This window comes from Streptomyces sp. NPDC057702 (assembly GCF_042799315.1).
Lineage (GTDB): Bacteria > Actinomycetota > Actinomycetes > Streptomycetales > Streptomycetaceae > Streptomyces.
In genome coordinates this window covers 16,291-33,996 of sequence record NZ_JBHVJC010000058.1, presented here as the reverse complement: position 1 = coordinate 33,996, position 17,706 = coordinate 16,291, and the positions used below count along the sequence as shown (strand labels likewise).

Genomic DNA, 17,706 nt, shown 5'->3' with positions numbered 1-17,706 from the left:
GCCCAGGCCACCGCCGCCCCGCGGCGCTGTCACCGGGCTAGCGCACCGGCGTGAACGGTGGCCGGGCGCCGATGAACTCGGGGCGCGGCACCGGGGCGGCGAAGGGGTCGACCGCCGGGTTGTCCATGCTGTTGAAGACGACGAAGACGTTGCTGCGCGGGTAGGGGGTGATGTTGTCCCCGCTGCCGTGCATGCAGTTGCAGTCGAACCAGGTCGCCGCGCCCGCCTTGCCGGTGAACAGGCGGATGCCGTGCGCGTCGGCGAGCCGGGTCAGCGCCTCGTCCGAGGGGGTGCCGGCGTCCTGCATCTGGAGCGACTTCTTGTAGTTGTCCCGGGGAGTGGCACCGGCGCAGCCCAGGAACGTGCGGTGCGACCCGGGCATGATCATCAGGCCGCCGTTGGTGTCGTAGTTCTCGGTCAGGGCGATCGAGACGGACACCGTCCGCATGTTCGGCAGCCCGTCCTCGGCGTGCCAGGTCTCGAAGTCGGAGTGCCAGTAGAAGCCGGAGGCACCGAAGCCCGGCTTGACGTTGATGCGGCTCTGGTGGACGTAGACCTCGGACCCGAGGATCTGTCGGGCCCGCCCCACCACCCGTGGGTCGCTGACCAGCTTGGCGAACACCTCGCTGATCTTGTGCACCTCGAACACCGACCGTACGTCCTGGGAGGTGGGCTCGATGATGGAGCGCTCGTCCGCCCGGATCGCGGGGTCGGACACGAGTCGGTCGAGCTCGGCGCGGTAGACGGCGACCTCGTCCGGCGTGATCAGCTGATCCACCGTCAGGAATCCGTCGCGCTCGTAGCCCGTCAGCTCCGCGTGGTCGATGGGGCCCTGCGCCCATTCGCCGTCCGGCATCGCCCACACCACCGGGTCCTGCCGCGGGGTGGCCACCTCAGTGGTCCCACGGGTCGGGTACAGGTCGGCGGTGCGCTCGGGTGCGGTGGTCATGGTGTTGCCTTCCTCTCCTCTCGTACGGTCCGTACGCGGCGGGCCGCAGCACCGGCAGGGGCCGGCGGGCGGCCTCGCGCCGCCCGCGGTCTAGGCGTCCACGGGCTCCTCGGTGAGCAGCGGGTAGACGCCGTTCTCGTCGTGGTCCTCACGGCCGGTGACCGGCGGGTTGAACACGCACACACAGCGGAAGTCCGTCTTGGGTCGCATGGTGTGCTTCTCGTGGCCGTCCAGCAGGTACATCGTGCCGGGCGTGATCAGGTGCTTCTCGCCGGTCTCGTCGTTGGTGAGCTCGGCCTCGCCCTCCACGCACAGCACCGCCTCGATGTGGTTGGCGTACCACATCGACGTCTCGGTGCCGGCGTAGAGGACGGTCTCGTGCAGGGAGAAGCCGACGCGCTCCTTGGCGAGCACGATGCGCTTGCTTTCCCAGGTGCCCGACGCGGCCTTCACGTGCCGGTCGGTGCCCTCAATGTCCTTGAACGAACGGACGATCACGGTGAGTCGGTGCCTTTCTCTCGCGTGCCCGGTGGGACACGGATGATCTCCCCCGTGGCGGCCTGCCACGGGAGCGGGGGTGGGGTCAGGCGGTCTCGCGGACGGCGCGGGCCAGCGTGCGCAGGCCCTCGTCGAGCTCGTCCGGGCTGATGGTCAGCGCCGGCAGCAGCTTGACGACCTCGCTCTCCGGGCCGGAGGTCTCGATCAGCAGGCCGAGTTCGAAGGCGCGGCGGGCGATGGCCGTGGCGCGCGACTTGTCGGTGAACTCCAGGCCCCAGACCAGGCCACGGCCCCGGTACTCGGCACCGAGCCGGGTGTGCTCGTCGCAGATGGCGCGCAGCGCCTGCTCGACCTGCTCGCCGCGGGCGAGGGTCTGCTTCTCCATCTGGCCGTCGGCCCAGTAGGTGTCCAGGGTGGCGGCGGCGGTGACGAAGGCGGGGTTGTTGCCGCGGAAGGTGCCGTTGTGCTCGCCGGGTTCCCAGACGTCGAGTTCGGGCTTGAAGAGGGTCAGGGCCAGGGGGAGTCCGTAGCCGCTGATGGACTTGGAGACGGTGACGATGTCGGGGACGATGCCGGCTTCCTCGAAGGAGAAGAAGGCACCGGTGCGTCCGCAGCCCATCTGGATGTCGTCGACGATCAGCAGCATGTCCCGCCGCTTGCAGAGCTCGGCCAGTTCGCGCAGCCACTGCGCGCGGGCGACGTTGATGCCGCCCTCGCCCTGCACCGTCTCCACGATCACGGCGGCGGGCTGGTTGAGGCCGGAGCCCTGGTCCTCCAGGAGCCGCTCGAACCACAGGAAGTCGGGCACCCGACCGTCCAGGTAGTTGTCGAACGGCATCGGGGTGCCGTGCACCAGCGGGATGCCCGCGCCGGCGCGCTTGAACGCGTTGCCGGTGACGGCCAGCGACCCCAGCGACATGCCGTGGAAGGCGTTGGTGAAGGAGACGATCGACTCGCGGCCCTTGACCTTGCGGGCCAGCTTGAGCGCGGCCTCGACGGCGTTGGTGCCCGTCGGGCCCGGGAACATGACCTTGTACGGCAGGTCACGCGGGCGCAGGATCGTCCGCTGGAAGGACTCCAGGAACGCCCGCTTGGCCGTGGTGGACATGTCCAGGCCGTGGGTGACGCCGTCGCGCTCGATGTAGTCGATCAGCGCGCGTTTGAGGACCGGGTTGTTGTGGCCGTAGTTGAGTGACCCGGCCCCGGCGAAGAAGTCGAGGTAGGCGTGGCCGTCCTCGTCGTACATGTGGCTGCCCTGGGCCCGGTCGAAGACGGTGGGCCAGCTGCGGCAGTAGCTGCGCACCTCCGACTCCAGGGTCTCGAAGACGCTCAGGTCGGGTTGGGTGATGGTCACAGCGTGCTCCTGGGAGTTCAGTGGCGAGCGGTGGCGGGTGGGGGAAGTGGTTCGGGTGGGGCCGGGCCCGGGTCAGGGGCGCTCGGCGGGCGGGGCCAGCGGCCCGATGCGGTACAGCACCTCGGGTTCGTGAGAGCCCTCGGGAAAGAGCTGCCCGTCGAACAACACCTCACGCTCCACCGTCGCCCCGTGCCGCTCGGCGAACGAGGTGAACAGCCGGTTCGACGCGGCGTTGTCCGGCGTGATGGTCGTCTCCACGCGGCGCACGCCACTCTCGGTGGTGACCCGCGCGGTCAGTCCATCAAGCAGTGCTCCCGCGAGCCCTCGGCCACGACAGGCGTCGTCGACGGCGACCTGCCAGACCACGAGGGTCTGCGGGCGCTCAGGGCGGATGTACCCGGTGACGAAGCCGACCGGCTCGCCACCGTCGGAGCGGGCCACCACGGAGGTGGAGGCGAAGTCCCGGCACCACAGGAGGTAGCTGTACGAGGAGTTGAGGTCCAGCGCCTTCGAGTCGCGGGCGATGCGCCAGATCGCGGCCCCGTCTTCGACGCCTGGGGTGTCGAGCTCCAGTCCCTCCGGAATTTCCAGGAATTCGCTGTGGGCACGTGCAAGGTCTGCTTGTGCGGCGGTCATGCAAATTGAATTTACCGAGCCGAATCAGAAATTGCATCGCGGGGAGGGGTTACCTGAGAGGGGGGCGTTGTGGTATCACGCGGGGACGCGCGGGCGCGCAACCGGCCGGCGAAAGATCCCGGTTTGGTCCGTATTTTCTAGGCAAATCGGGCGCGTCACGAGTTATGTCACAGGTGCATAACGGCCTTGTGGCGTCGCGGAATTACCTGCTTGGCACGAGCGAAATCTTGGCGTTTAAGGTCAGGGAAAGCGGGCAGGAGAATATGGGCTGCTGAGCTGAATAAGCGCCTACATGCCGCCGGGAATTCATTAGCATAAGCGCAAAGTGGATGCATCGGTTGACCGTTCATCGGTCTTTTGGCGGCCGCTGTCACGGCCGCCCCGAGGCCCGTGGGGGCGGGCTCGTAGGGTTCGTCCATGAGTGAGAGCGCGGTGCTGCACATCAAGGGGCGGGTACTGGCCGGGCCGACCGCCGACGAGGACGTCCACGACGAGCTCTGGGTGATCGACGGGAGGATCACCTTCGAGCGGCCCACCGGGGCCCGGGACGTACGGGTCGTGGAGGGCTGGGCCCTGCCCGGTCTGGTCGACGCGCACTGCCATGTGGGCCTGGACGCCCACGGGCCCGTGGACGAGGCGACGAGCGAGAAGCAGGCCGTCATCGAGCGGGACGCGGGGGTGCTGCTGCTGCGGGACGCGGGCTCGCCCTCGGACACCCGCTGGATCGACCACCGCGACGACCTCCCTCGCATCGTGCGCGCGGGCCGGCACATCGCCCGTACCCGTCGTTACATCCGGAACTACGCACACGAGATCGAACCCGCCGATCTGGTCGCCTACGTGGCCGAGGAGGCGCGCCGCGGCGACGGCTGGGTGAAGCTCGTCGGCGACTGGATCGACCGGGACAGCGGCGACCTGTCGGCGTGCTGGCCGCCCGGCGAGGTGGCGGCGGCTATCGCGGAGGCGCACCGGCTCGGTGCCCGGGTGACCGCGCACTGCTTCGCCGAGGAGTCGCTGGCCCCACTGGTGGAGGCGGGCATCGACTGCGTCGAGCACGCCACCGGGCTCACCGAGGAGACCATCCCGCTGTTCGCCGAGCGCGGCGTGGCCATCGTCCCCACCCTCGTCAACATCGCGACCTTCCCCACGCTGGCCGAGGGGGGCGAGGCGAAGTTCCCGCGCTGGGCGGCCCACATGCGACGACTGCACGAGCGCCGCTACGACACCGTGCGGGCCGCCTACGACGCGGGCGTGCCCATCTACGCCGGTACCGACGCGGGGGGCTCGCTGGCGCACGGGCTGATCGGGCAGGAGGTCGCCGAACTGGTGAAGGCGGGCATCCCCGCGATCGACGCGCTGTCCGCGGCCACCTGGGGCGCGCGCACCTGGCTCGGGCGCCCCGGCATGGTCGAGGGCGCCGCCGCCGACCTGGTGGTCTACGACGCCGATCCGCGCGAGGACGTCCGCGTGCTGTCCACGCCGCGCCGGGTGGTGCTGCGCGGTCGCGTCGTCGGCTGAGCCGCGCCCACGGCGCCGTACCGCCGTCCGGGTGACCCGGGCGGCGGGCCTCGGCGCCCGGCGCGCTCCCGCGCCGGATCGGGGTGGGTGGGGCGGGAGGGGAAACGGCGAGAAGTAGTCGGCCCCGGTTCACCCGATGCGGTGAACGCACCACGGGTGGGCGTCCGGTCACTCTTCGTGCGCCAGCATGGCGGAGCCCATGTCGTCGGCCCGCGCGCGCACCGCGAGCCGGGACCGGCGACTCCGTGTCCTTCGTGGGGGTTCCACCCGTGTCCCGTTCCAGCGACTCCTTCTTAGCCCCGACCGCCCGCGTGCGGCGTACCGCCACCGTGCTGGCCTGTTCCGCCCTGCTGGGCACCCTCGCGGGCGCGCCCGCGCACGCCGGCGCCGCCGCCGCGTCCACCAGCGCCGCGTCCACCGGTGCCGCGAGCGCCGCCGTGCTGCGCGCCGGGCTCGATGTCGCGCTGCTCGACGGCGCGCTCCGGGTGCCGGTCGAGGTGCCCGTCAACGAGGTGCGCGCGCCGCTCAGCGGCGAGAAGACCGCCCTGACCGTGCCGCTCGACGGCGTGGCGGCCGGCCGCCCGGTCACCTTCCTGCGCGCCGACGCCCTCACCGCCCGTACGACGCGCACCGCCCGCGAGGCGAGTGGGTACGCCAGCCTGACCCGGGCCCGGGTGAACGTGCCCGGCCTGCCCGCGCTGCCCCTGATCGAGGCCGAGGGGGTCACTTCCCGGGCCGTGTGTCGGGTGGGCGCCAGGCCGGTCGCGACGACGACGCCGCTCGGCACGGTCACCGTGCTGGGCCAGCGGGTCGCGTTCGACACCGGCGGCGCCGCCCGGGTGCGTGTGCCCGGCGTCGGCGAGGTGCGGCTGACCATCGGCAGGACCACCACGACCTCCCGTACGGCCGCCTCGGCCGCGCTCGACCTGCGGGTCGCGGTCAACCCGCTGCGGCTGAACGTGGCCGCCGTCACCGGCCGGATCACGCTGGCCGAGGCCACGTGCGCCACCCCTGGTGGCCGTGCCGCCACGAGCCCCGACGCGCCGTAGCCCGCGCGACCGGTGGCCGCCCCGACGCGGCCTGACCGGTGACGCCCCGGGCCGCGCCCCGGGGCGTCACCCCCGCCGAGCCCCGCCCCCACCGGCCCTGGGCCCCGCTGCCCGCCCGTGCCGCTCCACCGGCTCCACCGCCCTGGCGCTTCGTCGTCTGAGCGTTGTGTCGACGTATCGCCTCGTCGCCTCGTCGACGCGCTCCCGGCGGCCCGTCCCGCGCCGGGCGCCACCTCGCGCGCCGCGTACGCTCCCTCCCGCGCAGGCCCCGCGCGGGTCGCCCACGGCCCGCGAACCGCCTACGCCGCGTGTGCCGTCAGGCCGCGCCGGGTCAGGCCGTGTGGGACCGGGCCAGGGCGCGCTCCAGGGCCGTCGCGAAGCGGTCGGTGGTGGCCCGGTCCCGTACGGCCAGCCGCAGGTAGTCGCGGCCCAGGCCCGGGAACGTGTCGCCCCGACGCACCGCGAAGCCCAAGTCGCGCAGCCGCTCGCGGACCGCGTCGGCGCCCGGCAGGCGGATCAGCAGGAACGGCCCGGCGGCCGGCTCGCAGACCCGGACCTGCGGGAATGTGCCCAGCCGCGCGACCAGGTGGGCCCGGTCGGCGGCGATGCGGTGGGCGGCGTGGGCGGCCTCCGCGCGCGCGAGCGAGGTGCTGCACGCCTCGGCGGCGGCCAGCGCGGGCGAGGAGACCGGCCACAGCGGCTGGGCGCGCTCCAGGGCGGCGACGGTCTCCGGGGCGGCGATGACGTAGCCGACGCGCAGCCCCGCAAGCCCCCAGGTTTTGGTGAGGCTGCGCAGCACCACCAGGCCCGGCAGGTCCGTACGGGAGGCCAGCGACGCGCTCTCGCCCGGCACCGCGTCCATGAACGCCTCGTCCACCACCAGGGTGCGGCCCGGTCGGGCCAGCCGGGCGAGCGCCTCGGCGGGGTGCAGGACGGACGTCGGATTGGTCGGGTTGCCGACCACCACCAGGTCGGCGTCCTCGGGGACGGCCCCCGGGCGCAGCCGAAAGCCGTCGGCCGGGTCGAGGAGCACCCGCTCCACGGCGCGCCCCGCGTCACGTAGCGCCGCCTCGGGCTCGGTGAACTGCGGGTGCACCACGGTCGGGCGGCGGCCCGGCAGCGCCCGCGCGACCAGCACGAACGCCTCGGCCGCGCCCGAGGTGAGCAGGACCCGCTCCGGCGGCAGGCCGTGCCGCTCGGCGACCGCGGCGCGGGCGGCCGTCCCGTCCGGGTAGGCGGCCAGGGTGTCCAGGGAGGCCGCGATGCGGGCCCTGAGCCAGGGGGGCGGCGTGCCCGCCCGCACGTTGACGGCGAGGTCGGTCAGCTCGGCCGCCGCGCCGCGTACCTCGGCGTCCCCGTGATGGCGCAGGTCGGGCGCCGGCTCCGGCGCGCGGCCCGGCGCCCCTGGCGACTCGGCCCCGGAGCGGGCCACCGGGCGGCCCGAGGAGGCGCGGGCGGGGCCCGAGGGGGTGGGGGCGGGCGGCATCGTCACGCCCTCCCCGGCCGGGTGTCGGCAGGTCCGTCGTCGCGCCGCTGGCCTGGGGTACGCGGGCCTACGGGTCGCGGCGCTGGCGGGCTGTTCACGCGCTGTCCTCCGTGCTGTTCGGTTCGTGCCGGTGCTGCTGTCTGTGTCGCGGTCCGCTGTCCGTGGTCCGCTGCCCGTGCCGGGGCTGGTGCCGGTGTTGCCGCAGGGGCGCCACGCCGTCGTGGGCCACCGCGCCGGTTGGGCGGGGTGGGCCCGTCGGGGGCCGACCGGCGGCGCCGCGTGTGACGGGGGTGCCGTGGAGACGCGACCGGCCCCGGCGTCTCGACGCGCCCCGCCGGCGACCCCCCGCGCCGGGAGCCCGGTGGCGCGGGTGCGCCCGGCGCCCAGCGGGTCGGGGCCGGCCGTGGACGACACGGCGTCCCGTGACGTTACCGCTGGTCGGTGCGGCCCTCGCGGCCAGGGCGGCCGACGGGTGCCCACCGACCGTCGGGGGCCGGGTGGCCGGGTGCGGTCCCGTCGGGCGGCGGCCGGTCGGTCGGGGCGTGGGGCCGGGCGCGACCCCACGCCGGATGGCCGGGCGCCCGGTGGTCGGGTGGCTCGGGCCGGGACGGGGCGCCGTCGGGGGGCGTGGGGTCGGGCGGCGTGGGGTGGGGCACATGGGCCACGGGGGTGGCGGGCCGTGGTGCGGTGGCCGGGCCCGGCAGGGCCAGCGCGCAGGTGGCGGCCGGCGGGCCGGCCGGTGGCGCGGACTTGCGCTTGTCCACGACGAGCCGGGCGGCCGGGCCCGCCGCCAGGAGCGCCGCCGCCTCCGCGACGCTGGGGGTGCCGACGGCGGCGAGCGCGGCGCGGGTCGGGTGCGGCACCGCCACCGTGGCCAGCACGGCGGCCGGGTACGTCCACAGCGGCACCCCGTACCGCTCGGCCGCCTCGCGCAGCGCGGGTTCGTCCGCCTTGACGTCCACCGTGGCCAGGGCGGCGACGGCGGCCGGCGGGCGGCCCGCCTCGGCCAGGCACGCGGCGATCAGCCCGAGCACCTCGTCCAGGGGCGCGTCGCGGCTGGCCCCCACGCCGACGAAGACCGGCACCGGGGGGTCCTCGGTGCCGGGTCGCTGAGCGGTCACGACATCGCCCGCGAGCCCCGCGTACGTCGCGTGGCCGCCGTGGCACGCTGTGACACCGACATCGGCAGCCCCCGTGCCCCCAGCCGCCCCGCCCGCCCGGTGACGCGCGGGCCCGAGCGGGAACGGCCCGGGGCGCCGACCGCGCCCCGGCGAGCGCGACCTCGCGGGCGGCCCGGGAGCGACGAGGAGGCCGGGTCGGCTGTGGGCCCGGCGAGGGTGGAAGGAGCGAGTCCGTGCCGGTGGTGATCGCGCTGGGCGCGCTGGTGATGACGCTGCTCGGCGGTTGGACCGCCCACCGCGTCACCGACCGCAGGCACCTGATCCTGGGGCTGGCGGGTGGCCTGATGCTCGGCGTGGTGGGGCTCGACCTGCTGCCCGAGGCGCTGGAGGTGGCCGGGCAGGAGATCTACGGCGTACCCGCCGCCCTGCTCTGCTTCGTCGGCGGGTTCCTGCTCGCCCACGCGGTGGAACGGCTGCTGGCCGAGCGGGTCGCGGCCCACCACGTGGTGCAGCCCGCGCGACCGGTGGCCCGCGACGGCCCGGGTGCCAGCGCCGCGCCGGGGACGCCGGCCGGGCCCAGCGCCCTGCCGGGGCGCGCGCCGCAGGTCGGACTCACCGCCGCCGCGGCCATGGTCGGGCACAGCGCCATGGACGGCGTCGCGCTGGGGCTCGCCGCCCAGGTCAGCGACGAGATGACGGTGGCTGTCGCGGTCGCCGTGATCGCGCACGACTTCGCGGACGGCTTCAACACGTACACCCTCACCAGCCTGTACGGGAACGCGCGGCGCCGGGCCGCGCTCATGCTCGGGGCCGACGCCCTCGCGCCGGTGATCGGCGCCGCGTCCACGCTGTTGTTCACCGTGCCCGACCAGGTACTCGGCATCTACCTGGGCTTCTTCGGCGGGGTCCTGCTCTATCTGGCCGCGGCCGACATCCTGCCCGAGGCACACCACGACCACCCGGCGCTGAGCACGCTGGGCTGCACCGTGGCGGGCGTGGGCTTCGTGTGGCTCGTGGTCGGCGCCGCGGGCTGAGCCCCACGCCCACCGGCCGCTCGCGGCGGCCGACGCGGCGCGCGCCAGCCACCACCGGGGCGGGCCGGGCGCGGGGGTGGGCCCGGCGTCGGGGCCGCCTCGCCCCGCGCCGGATGCCGCGGGTCTCACGGCGCGCAGCTCCGTACGAAGGAGTCCGCGATCTCGGGCGTGGCCGCCCAGTGCAGGTGCAGGTACGAGGCGTGCACCCCGCCGCGTACGAACCCCTCGACCTGGCGGCGGGGGCGTACGACCCCCCAGGCGGGCAGCGCCGCGCCGGCCGCCGTGGCCCGGCCGGTGTCCGGGGCGACGTCGGCGCCGCCCTCGTCCACGGCGTCGCCGCCCGCGCTCGGTGTGATCAGCGTGCGGTGGAACTCGTGGCCGCGCACCCGGGCGCCGACCGGTAGCAGCGGGCTGGGCGACAGGGCGACGGCCTCGCGGTAGCCCAGCGTCAGCCGGCCCGACATGCGGGCGTCGGCCGGCAGGACGCCGCACATCGGCAGCGGCGCGCCGGCCTCCCGGTCCGGCTCGGGTGTGAGCGAACGGGCCAGGTACAGCAGGCCGGCGCACTCGGCGGCGATCGGCGCGCCGGAGGCGGCCAGTTCCGCGACGGCCGCGCGGAGCGGCGTGTTGGCCGACAGCTCGGCCGCGTACATCTCCGGGAAGCCGCCGCCGATGACCAGCCCGCGCGTGCCCGCCGGCAGCTTCTCGTCGCGCAGCGGGTCGAAGGTGACGACCTCGGCGCCGGCGGCGGCGAGGAGTTCGGCGTGTTCGGCGTACGAGAAGGTGAACGCCGAGCCGCCGGCGACGGCCACCACGGGCCGCGCCCCGCCGGGCGCGCCCGGCGCCCGCTCGCGCGCGGCCTCGTCTCCGGTGCGCGCCTCGGCCACGGCGCGGGCCGGGTCCCACGCAGGGCCCGGCAGCGGGGGAGCCGAGCGGGCCAGCTCCAGCAGGGCCGGCAGGTCACAGCCCGCGCGGACCCGGTCGGCCAGCGCGGCCACCGACTCCACCGCCTCCGTGTGCCGTTCGGCCACCGGGACCAGGCCCAGGTGCCGGCTGGGGGTGTGGACGGCGCCCACCCGGCGCAGCGCCCCCAGGACCGGCACGCCCGAGCCCGAGAGCGCCTCGCGCAGCAACTCCTCGTGCCGGTCCGAGCCGACCTTGTTGAGGATCACCCCGGCGAGGCGTACCTCCGGGTCCCAGGACGCGAAGCCGTGCACCAGCGCGGCCACCGAGCGCGACTGCGACGCGGCGTCCACGACCAGCACCACCGGGGCGCGCAGCACCTTGGCGACCTGGGCCGTGGAGGCCAGTTCGCCCTGGTGCGCGGCCCCGTCGAACAGCCCCATCACGCCCTCGACCACGGCCAGGTCCGCGTCCCGCGCGCCGTGCGCGAACAGGCCCGGCAGGGCCCGCGGGCCGCACAGGTAGGCGTCCAGGTTGCGGCCCGGGCGGCCGGTGGCCAGCGCGTGGTAGCCGGGGTCGATGTAGTCCGGGCCGACCTTGTGCGGTGAGACGGTCAGGCCGCTCGCCGCGAAGGCCGCCATCAGCCCGGTCGCCACGGTCGTCTTGCCGCTGCCGGACGCGGGCGCGGCGACGACCAGGCGCGGGACGGTGGTGGTGCCTGTCACCACTCGATGCCCCGCTGGCCCTTCTGACCGGTGTCCATCGGGTGCTTGACCTTGGACATGTCGGTGACCAGGTCGGCGAAGTCCACCAGCGGCTGGGGGGCGTTGCGCCCGGTGATCACCACGTGCTGGGTGCCGGGCCGCTCCCGCAGCGTGGCCACCACCTCGTCGACGTCCACCCAGCCCCAGTGCATCGGGTAGGCGAACTCGTCCAGCACGTAGAGCTTGTACGTCTCGGCCGCCAGGTCGCGCTTGACCTGCTCCCAGCCCTCGCGCGCCGCCTCCTCGCTGGAGGCCAGGTCGCGCTGGACCCACGACCAGCCCTCGCCCATCTTGTGCCAGGCGACGGTGCCACCCTCTCCGGAGTCGCCGAGCACCCGCAGCGCCCGCTCCTCGCCGACCTTCCACTTCGCCGACTTCACGAACTGGAACACCCCCACCGGCCAGCCCTGGTTCCAGGCGCGCAGCGCGAGCCCGAAGGCGGCCGTCGACTTGCCCTTGCCGACGCCGGTGTGCACGAACACCAGCGGCCGGTTACGGCGCTGACGCGTGGTGAGCCCGTCCTCGGGGACCACCGAAGGCTTTCCCTGTGGCATTACGCGACCCTCTCCGTGATGTCGATGCCTCGTCCCGGCCGCGCGCCCCGCGAGCGGGGCTCGTGCGCGGTCGTCGTGCGGTCGTGCCGGGCGGGCGCGGCGCCGCCGTCGCGTGCCGCGCGCGCCCCGCGGACCAGCGCCGTGACGCTGTCCGCGCGCAACTCGTCCAGGGTCACCGCGGGACCGCGCAGGTCGGCGGCCAGCCGCGCGGCCAGCCCGAGGCGCACCAACCCCGACTCGCAGTCCACGACCACCGAGGCCACCCCGTCCGCCGCCAGCAGCCCGGCCGCGCGCGTGGCCCGGGCCACCGGCTGGTCGCCGCCCGTGGCGCGACCGTCGGTCACCACCACCAGCAGCGGGCGGCGCGAGGGGTCGCGCAGCCGCTCCACCCGCAGCACCTCACGGGCTGTCAGCAGCCCGGCGGCCAGCGGCGTGCGCCCACCGGTGGGCAGTCGCTCCAGGCGGGTGGCCGCCGCGTCCACCGACGAGGTCGGCGGCAGCGCCAGCTCCGCCTCCCGGCCCCGGAAGGTGACCAGGCCGACCTTGTCCCGTCGCTGGTAGGCGTCGAGCAGCAGCGACAGCACGGCCCCCTTGACCGCGCTCATCCGCTGCCGCGCGGCCATCGACCCGGAGGCGTCCACCACGAAGAGCACCAGGTTGCCCTCGCGGCCCTCGCGTACCGCCTCGCGCAGATCGTCGCGGCGCAGCACCAGCCCCGCCCCCGTCCGACCCCGGGCCCGCTGGTGCGGGGCGGCGGCCCGGACCGTGGCCGACAGGTGCAGCGTGCCCAGCGTGCCGCGCGGGCGGCGCGAGCCGGTGGTGCGCCCGTGCGCGGTACGCGCCCGCGAGCGCCGCCCGGCCGCGCCCTCGCCCAGCCCCGGCACGTCCAGCATCCGCGCGGCGAACGGCTCGCCCGCCGCGACGGCCGGCCGTTCCGGCGCCGCGCCCCGCGCGTCCACGCCCTGACCCTCGCCGCCCTCGTCGCGCGCGGGTGCCTGCTCCGGCTCCGACCCGGGCCCCTCCGCCGGCGGCGCGCCGTCCGCGCGCTGCTCCGGCACGGGCGGCGCGTCCCCCGGCCGCTCGGGCCCGCCGCCCTGCCCGCCCTCGCCGGGCGCGGGCCCGTCGTCGGGCGCCTGGCCGCCACCGGGGCCGTCGGGGTCCGGATCGTCGTCGCCGTCCCCCTCGCCCTCCTCGGGCCGCTGGTCGGCGGGCTCGGGCTGGTACGCGTCCAGGATCTGGTCCAGCTTGTCCTCGTCCAGGCCCGGCGCGTCGAAGGGGTTGCGCCGCCGGCGGTGCGGCAGCGCGAGCAGCGCGGCCTGGCGTACGTCCTCGGTGCCGACCTCGGTACGCCCGGCCCAGGCGGCCAGCGCGCTGGCCGTGCGCGCGGTGACGATGTCGGCGCGCATCCCGTCCACCTCGAAGGCCGCGCACACGGCGGCGATCTGCCGCAGCGCCCCGTCGCCCAGCACCACCCGGGGCAGCAGCGCGCGGGCGGCGGCGATCCGCTCGCGCAGCTCGGCCTCGCTCGGGTCCCAGCGGGCGGCGAAGGCGGCCGGGTCCTCCTCGTACGCCAGCCGGCGCCGCACCACCTCCACGCGCTCGTCGGGCTCGCGGGAGGCCGCGACCTCCACCGTCAGCCCGAACCGGTCCAGCAACTGCGGGCGCAGCTCGCCCTCTTCCGGGTTCATGGTGCCCACCAGCAGGAACCGCGCGGCGTGCCGGACGGAGACGCCCTCGCGCTCCACGTACGAGGAACCCATGGCGGCGGCGTCCAGCAGCAGGTCGATCAGGTGGTCGTGGAGGAGGTTGACCTCGTCGACGTAGAGGATGCCGCGGTGCGCGTCCGCGAGCAGCCCCGGCTCGAAGGACTTCACGCCGTCCGCCAGGGCCCGCTCGATGTCCAGCGCGCCCACCAGACGGTCCTCGGAGGCGCCGACGGGCAGCTCCACCAGGCGTGAGGGGCGCGTGGCGGCGGGGCCGGGCTCGTGCGGGCCGTCCGGGCATCCCGGGTCGGGCGCGGCCGGGTCGCAGGAGAACCGGCAGCCGGGAACGGTGTCGAGGGTGGGCAGCAGCGAGGCGATGCCGCGCACCATGGTCGACTTCGCGGTGCCCTTCTCGCCGCGCACCAGGACGCCGCCGATCGCGGGCGAGACGGCGTTGAGCAGCAGGCCGAGCCGCATGTCGGCCATGCCGACGACGGCGGTGAACGGGTAGGTGGCCGAGGTCATCAGCTGGTGCCCCTTTCGCGGGTGGTGCTCTGGCGGGGTGTGGCGTCGGCGGTGGCCTCGGCCACCGCGTCGGCCCGGTCCCCGCGCTCGCGGGAGTGCTCGGCGGTCGGCGCGGTCGGCGCGGTGGCGCGCGGCGCGGGCGGCCCGGGTTCGAACGGCGCGCCGGCCGCGCGGGGCGCCTGACCCGGGTGGGGTGCCTGACCCGGGTGGGGCGCCTGGTGCGCGCGGGGCGCGGCAAGCGCCTGGTCGGCGCCGGACGGGGAGGGCGGCGCGGGCGTGGACGGCGGGGTCGGGAGGACGGGGGCGCCCGGGGGGACGAAGGGCAGCCCGGCGGGCGGCCCCTGCTCGATGAGCCGCAGCAGCGCGTCGGTGTCCGCGTGCTCCTCGATCAGGTCGCCGAGGCGGTCGAGCTGCTCCTCGCGCAGCGCCCCGAAGGACGTGTCGGGCGCGGGGACGAAGCGACGGCCGGCCGCCTCGGCGACCTCGCGCAGGAAGGCCCGGCGGAACCCGTCACTCTCCAACGACCCGTGCCAGTGCGTGCCCCACACCGAGCCCACCCGGCAGCCGTCCAGGAACGCGGTCCCGCCCGTGACCTCGGCCACCCCGTGGTGGATCTCGTAACCCGCCACGTGCTCGCCCAGTGCCCGACCGGTCGGCCGGGCCAGCGTCTTCTCGCGCGCGAACCGCACCCGTACCGGCAGCAGCCCGAGCCCCGCGACGGTGCCCGCCCGCGACTCGACGTCGTCCTCGATCCGCTCGCCCAGCACCTGGAAGCCGCCGCAGATGCCGAGCACCGGCCGGCCCTGCGTGGCGCGGCGGGCCAGCGCGTCGGCCAGCCCCCGTTCGCGCAGCCAGTCCAGGGCGCGCACCGTGCCGCGCGTGCCCGGCACCACGACCAGGTCGGCGTCGGCCAACTCGGCGGGCCGGTCGACGAAGCGCACGAGCACCCCGGGCTCGGCCGCCAGCGCGTCCACGTCCGTGAAGTTGGACATCAGCGGCACGGCGCACACCGCCACCCGCAGCACGTCCTCGCCCACCGGCGGCGCCACCGGAGCCTCGCGCACCGCGCCGCGCAGCGAGACCCGCAGCCCGTCCTCCTCGTCGATGCCCAGGCCGCTCGCGTACGGCAGGACGCCGTAGGTGGGCCGCCCGGTGAGTCCGCGCAACATGTCCAGGCCCGGCGCGAGCAGGCTCACGTCGCCCCGGAACTTGTTGACCAGATACCCGGCGACCAGCTCCTGGTCCTCGGGCGAGAGCAGCGCGGTGGTGCCGAAGAACTGGGCGAAGACCCCGCCCCGGTCGATGTCCCCGACCACCACCACCGGCAGCCGGGCGGCCCGCGCGATGCCCATGTTCACGATGTCGGTGCGCCGTAGGTTGATCTCCGCCGGGCTGCCCGCGCCCTCGCAGATCACCGCGTCGTACGTGCGCCGCAGCTCCTCCAGGCAGGCCACGACCGGTTCGAAGAGCTGCTCCCGCCCGCCTGGCAGGGGGCCCGTCCCGTCCGCGCCGTCCGCTCCCGGCCGCCGGTCGCCGAAGAAGCCGCGCGCGCTGAGTTCGCCCACCGGCCTGCCCAGCAGCACGACCTGGCTGGAACGGTCGCCGCCCGGCTTGAGCAGCACGGGGTTCATCAGCGCGGTCGGCTCCACGCGGGCGGCCTGCGCCTGCATCGCCTGCGCCCGCCCGATCTCCGCGCCCTCGCGGGTGACGAAGGAGTTGAGGGACATGTTCTGCCCCTTGAACGGCGCGACCTTCACGCCCTGGCGTACCAGCCAGCGGCAGATGCCCGCCGTCACGACGCTCTTGCCGGCGTCCGACGTCGTCCCGGCGACCAGCAGTCCGCCGCCCACGCGCCCCACCCCTCTCATCGGTCCCCCTGGTGCGTGCCCACGGTGAGGGCGTCGTACGCGAGGCGTCCCGCGACGGTCACCACCAGGGCGAGCGCGCTCACCCGCCGCGAGAGCCGTACGGCCCGTTCGATGTCGGCCACCTCGACCGGCCGCCCGTGCCCGCCGAGTACCGGCCGGTGCTCGACGCGACCGGCGTAGGCGAGCGTGCCGCCCAGCCGTACGCCGAGCGCTCCGGCGAACGCCGCCTCCACCGGGCCCGCGTTGGGGCTCGGATGGCGGCGCGCGTCGCGCCGTACGGTGCGCCAGGCGGCGCGCGGGTCGGGCCCGGCGAGGACGGTCAGGGCGGCGGTGAGCCGCGCGCCGGGCCAGCCGGCCATGTCGTCGAGCCGGGCCGAGGCCCAGCCGAACCGCAGGTAGCGCGGCGAGCGGTGGCCGACCATCGCGTCCAGGGTGTTCACGGCCCGAAAGCCGAGCAGTCCCGGTACGCCGCCGACCGCGCCCCACACCAGGGCGCCGACCACCGCGTCCGAGGTGTTCTCGGCGACCGACTCCACCACCGCCCGCGCCATCTGCTGGGCGTCCAGGGCCTGCGGGTCGCGGCCACACAGCCGGGGCAGCGCGTCCCGGGCCGCCGTCACGTCCCGCGCGGCCAGCGCGGCACCGATCGCCCGGGCCTCGCGGCCGAGCGAGGTGCCGCCGAGCACCGTCCAGGTGGCGGCGGCGGTCAGCGCCACCTCGCCGGCGAGACGGGCACGCCCGACAGGAGCCCCGGGCCGGCCGCTCGGGCGGCCCACGGCGCGCGTCAACAGGGCCCCGGCGAGCACGGCGCCGCCCGCGCACACGGCGGTGTGCAGCGTTCCGCGCCCCCGGTCGTCGCGCCACAGCCGCCGCTCCACGGCACCGGCGGCGCGCCCGAACGCGGCCACCGGGTGGGCGCGCCGTGGATCGCCGACGATCCGGTCACCGAGGAAGCCGAGGGCGGCACCGCAGGCGTACGCGAAGGAAGGGGTACGCATCGGTCAGTTCGCGCTCGTGCCTCGGCGGGGGAGGGGCGCCGCACCGCGCCGCGCGCCCACGGGGCGGCGGCCGGCTGGCGGCGGGACGGGGGGCGCTGGGCGGCGGCAGGCCATGGCGGTGTGTCCTCACTCAGGGTCCGCGCCCTGGCTCGACGTGATCGGCGACGAGAGTCTCCTGGCTCCCGGATCGACGCCGCACCCCGGCCTTCCAGCCCGCGGGTGCGAGCCGTGACCATGCGCTGGGGGAGCGCTCCCCGGTGACAGTGGCGGGACCGCGCCGGACTCACACCGGCTTCCTCTGCTGTCGCCGTTTGGCCCCGGCAGTCCACCACGGCCCGGGAAGACCCGTCAACTCGCCGTTGACCTGCGACGGGACGCCCCGACGGGCGCCGCCGACCCCGCGTCGCGCACGGCACGGGTCGGGGCGGACGGTCACGGTCGACCATCCGCCCCGGGTGCGCCTGGGTTCAGGCGACGATCAGATAGATCCCGTACGCCACGGCCGCCGCGCACAGCGCGAAGCACGCGTACGCGCCGGAGCGGGCCAGCGCGCCGGGGCCCGAGGCCGTGCCGGTCGCCGCGTCGGAGGAGGGCTTGGCCGAGGTGCCGACGATGCCGAGGGTGAAGACGCCGACCATGGCGACGGTCACCACCAGGCTCACGCCGAAGACCTGACCGAGTGCGGCCCAGTCGATGTTCATGGCACTGCTTCCTTGTCGTCTGCGGTGGCTGTCTCGTCATGCCCC

Annotated in this window: 15 protein-coding genes and 1 riboswitch; of the genes, 3 read left to right on the top strand and 12 right to left on the bottom strand. The window is 75.8% G+C overall.

Annotation, left to right across the window (positions count from 1 at the left end; all coding sequences use genetic code 11):
- Positions 1-37 precede the first annotated feature (37 nt).
- The 4 genes from thpD to ectA form a co-directional block, all read right to left on the bottom strand.
- Positions 38-949, bottom strand: coding sequence for an ectoine hydroxylase (gene thpD, locus ACFVFR_RS30355; RefSeq protein WP_383707556.1), 912 nt, complete (start codon positions 947-949; stop codon positions 38-40).
- Between the two features lie 90 nt (positions 950-1,039).
- Complete coding sequence (locus ACFVFR_RS30350) at positions 1,040-1,447, bottom strand: ectoine synthase (RefSeq protein ID WP_383707554.1); 408 nt, start codon at positions 1,445-1,447, stop codon at positions 1,040-1,042.
- Between the two features lie 85 nt (positions 1,448-1,532).
- Positions 1,533-2,801 (bottom strand): diaminobutyrate--2-oxoglutarate transaminase, encoded by a 1,269-nt coding sequence (gene ectB, locus ACFVFR_RS30345; protein ID WP_383707552.1) that lies wholly within the window; start codon positions 2,799-2,801, stop codon positions 1,533-1,535.
- Between the two features lie 72 nt (positions 2,802-2,873).
- Complete coding sequence (gene ectA, locus ACFVFR_RS30340; RefSeq protein ID WP_383707550.1) at positions 2,874-3,437, bottom strand: diaminobutyrate acetyltransferase; 564 nt, start codon at positions 3,435-3,437, stop codon at positions 2,874-2,876.
- A gap of 417 nt (positions 3,438-3,854) precedes the next feature.
- Between ectA and ACFVFR_RS30335 the strand changes: the two genes are divergently transcribed.
- Both ACFVFR_RS30335 and ACFVFR_RS30330 read left to right on the top strand, forming a co-directional pair.
- A complete protein-coding gene (locus ACFVFR_RS30335; protein WP_383707548.1) occupies positions 3,855-4,955 on the top strand; it encodes an amidohydrolase family protein in 1,101 nt (366 codons plus the stop codon).
- A gap of 269 nt (positions 4,956-5,224) precedes the next feature.
- On the top strand, positions 5,225-6,004 hold the full coding sequence (locus ACFVFR_RS30330; RefSeq protein WP_383707546.1) for an SCO1860 family LAETG-anchored protein: 780 nt from the start codon (positions 5,225-5,227) through the stop codon (positions 6,002-6,004).
- Positions 6,005-6,335: 331 nt separating this feature from the next.
- On the opposite strand, the gene cobC is transcribed toward ACFVFR_RS30330, so the two are convergent.
- Both cobC and ACFVFR_RS30320 read right to left on the bottom strand, forming a co-directional pair.
- Positions 6,336-7,490 (bottom strand): Rv2231c family pyridoxal phosphate-dependent protein CobC, encoded by a 1,155-nt coding sequence (gene cobC, locus ACFVFR_RS30325; RefSeq protein WP_383707564.1) that lies wholly within the window; start codon positions 7,488-7,490, stop codon positions 6,336-6,338.
- A 428-nt stretch (positions 7,491-7,918) separates the two neighbouring features.
- Positions 7,919-8,611 (bottom strand): cobalamin biosynthesis protein, encoded by a 693-nt coding sequence (locus tag ACFVFR_RS30320; protein ID WP_383707544.1) that lies wholly within the window; start codon positions 8,609-8,611, stop codon positions 7,919-7,921.
- A gap of 233 nt (positions 8,612-8,844) precedes the next feature.
- Between ACFVFR_RS30320 and ACFVFR_RS30315 the strand changes: the two genes are divergently transcribed.
- Positions 8,845-9,645, top strand: coding sequence for a ZIP family metal transporter (locus ACFVFR_RS30315; protein ID WP_383707542.1), 801 nt, complete (start codon positions 8,845-8,847; stop codon positions 9,643-9,645).
- Between the two features lie 125 nt (positions 9,646-9,770).
- On the opposite strand, the gene ACFVFR_RS30310 is transcribed toward ACFVFR_RS30315, so the two are convergent.
- The 6 genes from ACFVFR_RS30310 to ACFVFR_RS30285 form a co-directional block, all read right to left on the bottom strand.
- Positions 9,771-11,276 carry a cobyrinate a,c-diamide synthase gene (locus ACFVFR_RS30310; protein ID WP_383707540.1) on the bottom strand — a complete coding sequence of 502 codons (1,506 nt, stop codon included), beginning with the start codon at positions 11,274-11,276 and terminating at the stop codon, positions 9,771-9,773.
- Positions 11,270-11,866, bottom strand: coding sequence for a cob(I)yrinic acid a,c-diamide adenosyltransferase (cobO, locus tag ACFVFR_RS30305; protein ID WP_383707538.1), 597 nt, complete (start codon positions 11,864-11,866; stop codon positions 11,270-11,272). The genes ACFVFR_RS30310 and cobO overlap by 7 nt, the downstream gene beginning before the upstream one ends.
- Positions 11,866-14,094: a putative cobaltochelatase gene (locus ACFVFR_RS30300; RefSeq protein ID WP_383707536.1), complete on the bottom strand. Its 2,229-nt coding sequence runs from the start codon at positions 14,092-14,094 to the stop codon at positions 11,866-11,868. The genes cobO and ACFVFR_RS30300 overlap by 1 nt, the downstream gene beginning before the upstream one ends.
- Complete coding sequence (locus tag ACFVFR_RS30295) at positions 14,094-15,962, bottom strand: cobyric acid synthase (RefSeq protein WP_383707534.1); 1,869 nt, start codon at positions 15,960-15,962, stop codon at positions 14,094-14,096. The genes ACFVFR_RS30300 and ACFVFR_RS30295 overlap by 1 nt, the downstream gene beginning before the upstream one ends.
- Complete coding sequence (locus ACFVFR_RS30290; protein ID WP_383707532.1) at positions 15,959-16,960, bottom strand: cobalamin biosynthesis protein; 1,002 nt, start codon at positions 16,958-16,960, stop codon at positions 15,959-15,961. Before ACFVFR_RS30290 ends, ACFVFR_RS30295 begins: the two co-directional genes overlap by 4 nt.
- A gap of 168 nt (positions 16,961-17,128) precedes the next feature.
- Positions 17,129-17,260, bottom strand: a riboswitch (cobalamin riboswitch).
- Between the two features lie 167 nt (positions 17,261-17,427).
- Positions 17,428-17,661 carry a hypothetical protein gene (locus ACFVFR_RS30285; RefSeq protein WP_383707530.1) on the bottom strand — a complete coding sequence of 78 codons (234 nt, stop codon included), beginning with the start codon at positions 17,659-17,661 and terminating at the stop codon, positions 17,428-17,430.
- Positions 17,662-17,706 lie beyond the last annotated feature (45 nt).